The organism is Rhodococcus sp. (in: high G+C Gram-positive bacteria) (assembly GCF_049299235.1).
Classification (GTDB): Bacteria; Actinomycetota; Actinomycetes; order Mycobacteriales; family Mycobacteriaceae; genus Rhodococcus.
In genome coordinates this window covers 1-9,960 of record NZ_JBAQXC010000203.1, presented here as the reverse complement: position 1 = coordinate 9,960, position 9,960 = coordinate 1, and the positions used below count along the sequence as shown (strand labels likewise).

Genomic DNA, 9,960 nt, shown 5'->3' with positions numbered 1-9,960 from the left:
CCCACGCCGCGATGCCGTCGGCGGGGATCGGGTCCGACGGGTAGTGCAGTGGCAGGCACTCGCGGCTCGGTTCGAATCGGGGGCGCGCGCCGGGTACGCGGGGGCGCACGACGCGGCGGCCGAGTGGGCCGAGCGCGAGGGCGTCGTGCAGGGAGATCAGCAAGGGCAGGTCGACGCGGTCGTCGCTGCGCCACAGACCCTGCATGACCACCGGCAGACCCAGCCCCCGGTGCCGATGCAGGAAGATTTCGTCCACCACGCTGAGCCGGTTCACATCATCGACCGTAGCGCCGGCCGCCGTTGACGACTGCGGCGAATGGAGGTCCAATGCGATGGAGGTCCAATGCCACGGCGGCCAATAGGGGGCGCCGCTACCGGCGTTGCCGCGACCTCATCGCAATCGCCCTCCGAACGCTGGGAGCATCCCGATGAACGCGACCTTCCCGTCCACCCACGAGGTGTTCAATCAGGTCCCGGACCTCGTGCCCTACGACGTCGCCGACGACGCCGCGCTGCTCGAGGGATTGCGGCGTGAAGGGGCCGGGTGGGCGGAGGAAGAGGTACGTGCCCTCGGGGTGCTCGCGGGGGGCGCCCGCGCCCAGGAATGGGGTCGCCTCGCGAACGAGTACCCGCCGGTTCTGCACACCCACGACCGGTACGGCAACCGCATCGACGAGGTCGAGTTCCATCCGCACTGGCACGATCTGATGACCGTCGCCGTCGAACACGGCCTGCACGCCGCACCCTGGCGCGACCCACGGCCGGGCGCGCACACCGCCCGCGCCGCGAAGTTCTATGTGTGGGGGCAGTCCGACGCCGGGCACATGTGTCCGATCTCGATGACCTACGCGGCGATCCCCGCGCTCCGGCACAACCGTGAACTCGCCGACCGCTACGAACCGCTGCTCGCCGCACCCCACTACGATTTCGGCCTGCGCGAACCGAGTGCGAAGCGCGGACTGATCGCGGGCATGTCGATGACGGAGAAGCAGGGCGGCTCCGATGTGCGCGCCAACACCACGACCGCGACCGGGAACACCGACGGCAGTTACACGATCGTCGGACACAAGTGGTTCACGTCGGCGCCGATGTCGGACCTGTTCCTGACGCTCGCGCAGACCGAGCACGGCCCGAGTTGTTTCCTGCTTCCGCGGGTGTTGCCGGGCGGCGCCCGCAACCGCATTCACATCCAGCGGCTCAAGGACAAGCTGGGCAACAAGTCCAACGCGTCGTCGGAAATCGAATACCAGGGTGCGACCGGCTGGCTCGTCGGACCGGAAGGTCGCGGTGTCGCGACCATCATCGAGATGGTCAACATGACCCGGCTCGACTGCGTCATCGGATCCTCGATGGGGATTCGCATGGCGACACTGCGCGCGGTGCATCACGCCCGGCACCGAAAAGCGTTCGGCGCGTTGCTGATCAATCAGCCGCTCATGCGCAACGTACTCGCTGATCTCGTCGTCGAATCCGAGGCGGCCACCACGATGATGATGCGGTTGGCCGGTGCCACCGACCGTGCCACCGCCGACCCGCAGGAAGCGGCACTGCGGCGCATCGCGCTCGCCGTCACCAAATACTGGGTGTGCAAGCGGGCACCCGCGCACGCCGCCGAAGCCCTCGAATGCTTCGGTGGCAACGGCTACGCGGAGGATTCGGGTATGCCACGGCTGTTCCGCGAGTCGCCGCTCATGTCGATCTGGGAGGGTTCCGGGAACGTCGCCGCGCTCGACGCGTTGCGCGCGATGATCAAGCAACCCGACACCGTCGAGGCATTCTTCGCCGAGATCAGGCTCGCCGAGGGCGCCGATCACAGGCTCGACGACGCCATCTCCCACGTCGGTAAGGAACTCGCCGACCTCGAGAACATCGAGTACCGGGCCCGCCGCGTCGTCGAACTGATGGCGCTGGTCCTGCAGGGCGCACAGTTGGTGCGGCACGGGTCGCCGGCCGTCGCCGACGCGTTCTGTGCGAGCCGCCTCGACCACGATCGGGGGATCACGCTGGGCACCCTGCCCACCGGGGTCGACACGGCGGGGATTCTCGACAGGGTCTGACCGGGCGCATACTGGAGATTGTCGTCACTCGATCGTCGAACGCGCGTGGAGCCCGTCATGATCAGATTCAGCAGATGGCGGGGGTGGGGGGAGCGCGTCACGCTCGCCGTGACCGAATGCGACGCGCTGCACGACGCGGAGCGGGCGGTCCGGGCGATCCTCGCCGAGTCCGAGGCGGTCTGCGACCTGCGGCACGGCGACGCCGAGATCCACGCCGTCAATCTCGCCCAAGGTATCCCGGTGCAGGTCAGCCCCCGTCTGTCGGTGCTGTTGCGTTCGGCGCTGTGGGCGGCCCGGATGACCGACGGCGCCGTCGATCCCCTGTCGGCGGACGACACCGACCTGGACGAGAACGCCACGTCGCCGATCCATCCGATTCCCACCTATCTCGACGTGCAACTCGACGGCGAGACCGTGCTGGCGCCGTGGGGTGTGAGCCTGGATATCAGCGAAACCGCGAAAGCCGACACCGTCGACCGGGCCGCGTTCGAGGTGGCACACAATCTCGAATGCGGTGTCCTGGTGCGGATGGGCGAGACCATGACCACCGCCGGTCACTGTCCTGCAGGGGGCTGGCAGATCGACCTGCCCGGAGGTGGGAGTGTCGAAGTTCCGGCCGGCGCGGCGATGTCGACTCGCAGCAGCGGAGACGCCGCGAGGTCGGTGTGGGACGAAGTCACCGTCATCGCCGCGGACGCGGTGTGGGCCGACGCGGCCTGCGCGACCGCCCTGCGCCGCGGTATCGGGGCGATGCGCTGGCTCGAACAGTACGGGCTGGCGGCCCGCCTGATCGATGAGAACGGCCACATCCACACCACCGCCGCGTGGTCGCATCCCCGCGCTGCCTGACGGACGCAGTCCAGGATGTCAGCCGGCGACTCGCCCACCGATTCGGAATCCGCTCCTCCTGCAGAGTGCGCGGATTCGCAATCACCGCGTCGACCGGCAGGTCAGCTCCTGCGCAACCGTCGGTACTCACGGATCAGCGCGTCCGTCGACGAATCGCCCAGTGACGCCGGCTCACCCGGGTCGGTCAGCGCGGGTTCCAGGGCGAGCGCCTGCACCTTCCCCAACTCCACCCCCCACTGGTCGAACGAATCGATACCCCAGATCACACCCTGTACGAACACCTCGTGCTCGTACAGCGCAATGAGTTGGCCCAGTGTGGACGGCGTCAGCACCGGCGCCAGAATCGTCGTCGACGGCCGATTGCCAGGCATCACCTTGTGCGGTACCAGCGCCTCGTCGGTGCCCTCGGCGCGGATCTGGTCCGCGGACTTGCCGAACGCCAGCACTGTCGACTGCGCGAAGAAGTTCGACATGAGCACGTCGTGCATCGAGCCGCTGCCGTCGATCGTCGGCAGATCGTCGAGCGGCCGGACGAAGCCGATGAAGTCGGCAGGGATCAGATGCGTACCCTGGTGCAGCAACTGATAGAACGCGTGCTGCCCGTTGGTCCCCGGCTCGCCCCAGAAGATCTCCCCGGTCGGATACGTCACCGCGCTGCCGTCCGCGCGCACCGACTTACCGTTCGACTCCATCGTCAACTGCTGCAGATAGGCGGGGAACCGCACCAGATCGTTGCTGTAGGGGAGCACCGTGCGGGACTGCGCCCCGAGGAAACTGGTGTACCAGACACCGAGCAGACCCAGCAGCACCGGCGCATTGGATTCGAGTGGCGCGGTCGCGAAATGCGTGTCCATTGCATGGAATCCGGCGAGCAACTCCGCGAACCGCTCCCTGCCGATCGCGGCCATCACCGACAATCCGATCGCCGACCCCACCGAATACCGGCCGCCGACCCAGTCCCAGAACCCGAACATGTTCTCCGGGTCGATCCCGAACTCGGCGACCCGGCCCTCGTGGGTGGACACCGCGACGAAATGCTTCGCGACCGCATCCTCGCCGAGTGCCGCGACCAGCCAGCGGCGGGCCGCCGTCGCATTGCTCAGGGTCTCGAGCGTCGAGAAGGTCTTGGACGCAACAATGAACAGTGTCCGGGCGGGGTCCAGACCCCGCAGATTCTTCGTCAGATCGGCCGGATCGATGTTGGACACGAACCGGGCCTCGACACCGGCGTCGACATAGTGCCGCAACGACCGGTACACCATCACCGGCCCCAGATCCGACCCGCCGATACCGATGTTGACGACCGTCGTGATGCGTTCACCGGTTGCGCCGCGCCACCGGCCGTCGCGGACCCGGTCGGTGAAATCTCCCATCTTGTCGAGCACCGCATGCACGTCCGCGACGACGTTCTGCCCGTCGACGGTCAGCGTCGCCTCGCGAGGAAGGCGCAGTGCCGTGTGCAGCACCGCCCGGTTCTCCGAATTGTTGATGTGGTCGCCTGCGAACATGCGGTCGCGGTGCGCCTCGACCCCACACGTTCGGGCCAGATCCAACAGTAGTTCGCGGGTGCGACCGGTGATCAGGTGTTTGCTGTAGTCGATGTACAGGTCGGCCGCTGTCAGCGTGAACGACTCGGCGCGAGAAGATTCCGCCGCGAACAACTCGCGCAGGTGCAGCGACTCGACGTCCGCACGGTGCTCGGCGAGCTGTTGCCACGGGGCGGTGCGGGTCACGTTGTCCATGCCTGCAGAGACTAGTGCGCGACGCAGGTTACCCGTCGGTCGGAAACGGAGATCACGTCAGCGGCGCATGATGGGGGACATGGACACCCCAGAGATTCTGCGCTCCGTGCCCACCGACCTGTTTCTCGGAGGTGACTGGGCTGCCGCCGAGAACGACGCGACCTTCCCCGTTCACGATCCCGCCACCGGGGACGTCATCGCCGACGTCGCCGACGCGAGCCCTGCCGACGCGGCCCGCGCACTCGACGCGGCCGTCGCTGCGGCAGCGGATTGGGCGGCCACCGCGCCCCGCGAACGCGGTGAGCTGCTGCGCGCGGCCTTCGAGGCGGTCACCGCACGCGCCGACGACTTCGCACTGCTCATGACCCTCGAGATGGGCAAGGCGCTGCCGGAAAGCCGCGCCGAGGTCCGCTACGGCGCCGAGTTCTTCCGGTGGTTCTCCGAGGAGGCAGTGCGCATCGCCGGCCGCTACAGCCGGTCGGGTTCCGGCACCGGGCGCATCGTCGTCACGAAGCAACCCGTCGGTCCGTGCCTGGCGATCACCCCGTGGAATTTCCCGCTCGCGATGGGAACCCGCAAGATCGGTCCTGCGCTCGCCGCCGGGTGCACGATGCTCGTCAAACCGGCATCGGCGACCCCGCTGACGATGCTGCTGCTCGCCCGCGTCCTCGAGGAGGTGGGCGTGCCGAAGGGGGTGCTCTCGGTACTGCCGACCTCCCACGCGGGTGCGGTGACCGGGCCGCTGATCGACGATCCGCGACTGCGCAAACTCACCTTCACCGGGTCGACGAGCGTCGGCCGGGCACTGGCCGCGAAGGCGGGTCACGCGATGCTCCGCACGTCGATGGAACTCGGCGGCAACGCACCGTTCCTGGTGTTCGACGACGCCGATCTCGACGCCGCCGTCGACGGTGCGCTCGCGGCGAAACTCCGCAACGGCGGCGAGGCGTGCACGGCCGCGAACCGGTTTCACGTCGCGAATTCGGTCCGCGAACAGTTCGTCGTCAAACTCACCGAGAAGATGGCCGAGTATCGGCTCGGACCGGGCACCGTTCCGGACACGACGCTCGGTCCCCTCATCGACGCAGACCAGAAGGACACCGTCCACACGCTCGTCGACGATGCGGTTGCGACCGGCGCGAAACTGCGGCTCGGCGGCACGGCACCGGATGGGCCGGGCTGGTTCTACCCGGCGACCGTCCTCGACGACGTCCCGCCGTCCGCACGGATCATGACCGAAGAGGTCTTCGGCCCGGTCGCGGCGATCGCCGGCTTCGACACCGAGGACGAAGCGATCGCGGCGGCCAACGCCACCGAATACGGCCTGGCCGCCTACATGTACACGCGCAGCCTCGATCGCGCCCTGCGAGTGTCCGAGGCCATCGAATCCGGCATGGTCGGCGTCAATCGGGGGGTGATCTCCGACGTGGCCGCGCCGTTCGGCGGGATCAAGGCGTCCGGGATCGGGCGGGAAGGCGGCAGCGAAGGGATCGAAGAGTACCTCGAAACGAAGTACATCGCCTTCGAATAACGATCGCCTGCGGCGGGGGCCGGGTATCCGGAATCCGGATTCCCGGCAAGTGCTACTGGCCGAGTCGGCCGCGGCCCAGGCGGAGCAGCAGCATCGCGAGGGTGTGACCCTCCTGGCCGAGGTCGCTGAACCGCTCGAGCACCTTCATCTCGCGGCTGTGCACCAATCGGGTACCGCCGGACGCCATCCGGGTGCGGCCGATGATGCGCGACACCTCGGTGCGGCGCTTGACCGCGGCGAGGATCTCGGCGTCGAGTCGGTCGATCTCCTTGCGGAGGTCGTCGATCTCCGCCTCGCTTGCGGGCGCGTCGGCGGCAGAATCGGATGCGGCAGCGTCGATGTTGGTGCTCATGTCATCTCCTCGCGTCAGAACTGGGATCGCTTCCGTGGCGGTGGGCGTTACCGCCGAAGTCGATCAAGACCGTGCGGTCAGGCGTCGGTGCTGTGAATCCGACACCGGCCGGACTATCCGTCCAACCGGTCGACAGCGGTCACATGACATGGAAACCAGTCTGCCACCCGACGAATCGGCTAGCCAAGTAAGGTTAGCCTGACCGGAAGGTCCGGATCGGGTGTCTACACGGATGTCGGTGGCCGCCGGTAGTTTGGTACGACGATGAACAGTCCTGTTGCTTTCGGCCACCCCGACTCCGATTCGCCTCGACACGTCGGTGCGGATTCCCCCGACGTACTGCTCGCGGGGCTGAACCCGCCGCAGCGGGACGCGGTCACGCACGACGGTGGCCCACTCCTCATCGTCGCCGGTGCCGGTTCGGGCAAGACGGCGGTGCTCACCCGGAGAATCGCGTACCTGCTGGCCGAACGTGGGGTCGCACCCGGCCAGATCCTGGCGATCACGTTCACCAACAAGGCGGCCGCAGAAATGCGCGAACGCGTCGCACACCTGGTCGGTCCGCGCGCCAACAGCATGTGGGTCTCGACCTTCCATTCGAGTTGTGTGCGGATCCTGCGAGCGCAGTCGGCCCTGTTGTCCGGCATGAACTCGAACTTCACGATCTACGACGCCGACGACTCGCGGCGCCTGCTCACCATGATCGCCAAGGACCTCGACCTCGATACCAAGAAGTACTCGGCCAGGCTCCTCGCCACGCAGATCTCGAACCTGAAGAACGAACTGGTCGGTCCGCACGAGGCCGCCGCGAATGCCGAGAGCGACCCCGCCGACCTACCGCGCATCGTCGCGACCGTGTATGCCACCTATCAGCAGCGACTGCGGTCGGCGAACGCCTTCGATTTCGACGACCTCATCGGCGAGACGGTCGCGCTCCTGCAGGCCCATCCGCAGGTCGCCGAGTACTACCGGCGCAGGTTCCGGCATGTGCTCGTCGACGAGTATCAGGACACCAACCATGCCCAGTACGTGCTGGTGCGCGCCCTGGTCGGCGAGGCAGGGGACGAGAGTCCGGTACCGCCGAGCGAACTGTGCGTCGTCGGCGACGCGGACCAGTCGATCTACGCATTCCGCGGCGCGACGATCCGCAACATCGAAGAATTCGAACGTGACTACCCGGATGCCCGGACGATCCTGCTCGAGCAGAACTACCGTTCGACGCAGAACATTCTGTCCGCGGCCAACTCGGTGATCTCCCGCAACGCGGGCAGGCGCGAGAAGCGGTTGTGGACCGATTCGGGCGAGGGCGACCTCATCGTCGGGTATGTCGCCGACAACGAGCACGACGAGGCGCAGTTCGTCGCCGCGGAGATCGACCGGCTCACCTCGGCCGGGGAGATCCGGTTCGCCGACGTCGCCGTCTTCTACCGGACCAACAATTCCTCCCGTGCGCTCGAGGACATCTTCATTCGTCACGGGGTGCCCTACAAGGTTGTCGGGGGTGTGCGCTTCTACGAGCGCAAGGAGGTTCGCGATCTGGTCGCGTACCTGAAGGTGCTCGCCAACCCCGACGACACGGTGAGTCTGCGCCGCATTCTCAACACCCCGCGCCGCGGCATCGGCGACCGTGCCGAAGCGTGCGTCGCCGTGCACGCCGAACGGCTCGGAATCAGTTTCGGCAAGGCCCTCGCCGATGCGGCCGCAGGTACGGTGCCGTTGCTGAATACGCGTTCGCAGAAGGCAATTGTCGCGTTCGCCGACACCCTCGGCGGGCTCCGCGCGCTGCTCACCGAAACCGACTCGGACGGAAACGAACTCGTCGATCTCGGCGACGTGGTCGAGGCGGTCCTCGAACGGACCGGCTACCGTGCGGAGCTTGCCGCGAGCGACGACCCGCAAGACGGCGCCCGACTTGACAACCTCAATGAACTAGTCAGTGTAGCAAGGGAATTCAGCTCAGATGCGCGCAACGCCGCTGGGTTCGACGACGATGAGCGCGAGGAAGGCGATCCCGAACCCGGGTCGCTACCCGCGTTCCTCGAGAAGGTCTCGCTCGTCGCCGATGCGGACCAGATTCCCGAGAACGATGACGGTGTCGTGACCTTGATGACCCTGCACACCGCCAAGGGGTTGGAGTTTCCGGTGGTGTTCGTCACCGGGTGGGAAGACGGCCAGTTCCCGCACATGCGTGCGCTCGGCGACCCGGCCGAACTCGCCGAGGAACGTCGCCTGGCGTATGTCGGGATCACCCGCGCCCGGCGCAGGCTCTATCTCAGTCGCGCCGTCTTGCGATCGTCCTGGGGGCAGCCGCTGTCGAACCCTGAATCGCGTTTCCTGCAAGAGATTCCGCAAGACCTCATCGAGTGGAAGCGGGAGGAACCCTCCCGTTCGGGCGGACATTCCATCGGGTCGGGACATTCCCGCGGATACGGTGGTGGGTCCGGATACGGTGGTGTGTCCGGATTCGGTGGCGGTTCGGGAACGGGATCCGGCTTCGGCAGTGCCCGCGCCCGCAACAATCAACTCGTGCTCGCAGTCGGAGACCGGGTCAGCCACGACAAGTACGGGCTCGGGACGGTGCTCGAGACGAAGGGGTCCGGACCGACCGCGACGGTCGTCATCGACTTCGGAAGTGCGGGCAAGGTGCGGCTGATGCTCGTCGGCGGTGTGCCGATGATCAAGCTCTAGACGAGGGGGAGGCCGGGCTCCGTTCGGCGGGGCCCGGCGTCGGGGAGCGTCAGTCCCGCGTGGTGCCGAGGCTGATGCCGCGGGTCGCGAGCCACGGAACCGGATCGATCTTGTCGGTGCCGCCCAGATGCACCTCGAAGTGCAGGTGCGGGCCGGTCGAGAAGCCGCGGTTGCCCATCGTGGCGATCTGATCGCCCGCCATGACCTGCTGACCCACCGTCACCATGGACTGGTCGATGTGTCCGTAGACGGTGACGGTGCCGTCGGCGTGCTGCAGCCGAATCCACATGCCGAAGCCGGACGCCGGACCCGAATCGATGACGACACCGTCGGCGACCGCGAGGATCGGGGTGCCGATCGGACCTGCGATGTCCACGCCGGCATGCAGGGTGCCCCAGCGAGCACCGAAATTCGAGGTGTAGGCACCGATCGCGGGCAGTGCGAACAGCGGGCGCCGAGCGGCGGCCTCACGGGCGGCACGCTCGTCGCTGAACCGCTGACCCTTCGCGAGCAGATTCGAGAACTGGGACAGATCGTTCGGGTCCGCGATGTTGAGGACCTGCGGCGCCGACGACGGTGCCGCACCACTCGACGCGGTCGCGGCGAACTGGGATGCCTGCGGTACCGCGGTGGCGGTGATGACGTTCGAATCCGACTCGTTTGCCGCGAGGGCGACCTCGGAATGCTCGGAAGCCTGCCCGGGTCCGCTCGTCGCGGCCTGGCCCGCGGCGACAACCGCGC

Annotated in this window: 7 protein-coding genes and 1 pseudogene; 4 read left to right on the top strand and 4 right to left on the bottom strand. The window is 67.4% G+C overall.

Features of this window, described 5'->3' with window-relative positions; genetic code table 11:
* A pseudogene (locus tag WAX14_RS12085) lies at window positions 1-274 on the bottom strand (hypothetical protein); the annotation flags it as partial.
* Window positions 275-428: 154 nt separating this feature from the next.
* Here WAX14_RS12085 and WAX14_RS12080 point away from each other — a divergent pair.
* Both WAX14_RS12080 and WAX14_RS12075 read left to right on the top strand, forming a co-directional pair.
* Window positions 429-2,057 (top strand): acyl-CoA dehydrogenase family protein, encoded by a 1,629-nt coding sequence (locus WAX14_RS12080; protein ID WP_422628300.1) that lies wholly within the window; start codon window positions 429-431, stop codon window positions 2,055-2,057.
* A gap of 57 nt (window positions 2,058-2,114) precedes the next feature.
* A complete protein-coding gene (locus WAX14_RS12075; protein WP_422628299.1) occupies window positions 2,115-2,906 on the top strand; it encodes an FAD:protein FMN transferase in 792 nt (263 codons plus the stop codon).
* 101 nt (window positions 2,907-3,007) lie between these two features.
* On the opposite strand, the gene pgi is transcribed toward WAX14_RS12075, so the two are convergent.
* Entirely contained in the window at window positions 3,008-4,648 is a 1,641-nt protein-coding gene (pgi, locus tag WAX14_RS12070) for a glucose-6-phosphate isomerase (protein ID WP_422628298.1), read from the bottom strand.
* A 79-nt stretch (window positions 4,649-4,727) separates the two neighbouring features.
* Here pgi and WAX14_RS12065 point away from each other — a divergent pair, with 79 nt between their 5' ends.
* The gene (locus WAX14_RS12065; RefSeq protein WP_422628297.1) at window positions 4,728-6,179 is read left to right on the top strand and encodes an NAD-dependent succinate-semialdehyde dehydrogenase; all 1,452 of its coding nucleotides are present in this window, start codon (window positions 4,728-4,730) and stop codon (window positions 6,177-6,179) included.
* A gap of 52 nt (window positions 6,180-6,231) precedes the next feature.
* On the opposite strand, the gene WAX14_RS12060 is transcribed toward WAX14_RS12065, so the two are convergent.
* Complete coding sequence (locus tag WAX14_RS12060; protein ID WP_422628296.1) at window positions 6,232-6,531, bottom strand: chorismate mutase; 300 nt, start codon at window positions 6,529-6,531, stop codon at window positions 6,232-6,234.
* 264 nt (window positions 6,532-6,795) lie between these two features.
* Between WAX14_RS12060 and pcrA the strand changes: the two genes are divergently transcribed.
* A complete protein-coding gene (gene pcrA / locus WAX14_RS12055; protein WP_422628295.1) occupies window positions 6,796-9,219 on the top strand; it encodes a DNA helicase PcrA in 2,424 nt (807 codons plus the stop codon).
* A 49-nt stretch (window positions 9,220-9,268) separates the two neighbouring features.
* Here pcrA and WAX14_RS12050 read toward each other — a convergent pair.
* On the bottom strand, window positions 9,269-9,960 hold a 692-nt coding region (locus tag WAX14_RS12050; protein ID WP_422628294.1), incomplete at its 5' end, for a M23 family metallopeptidase.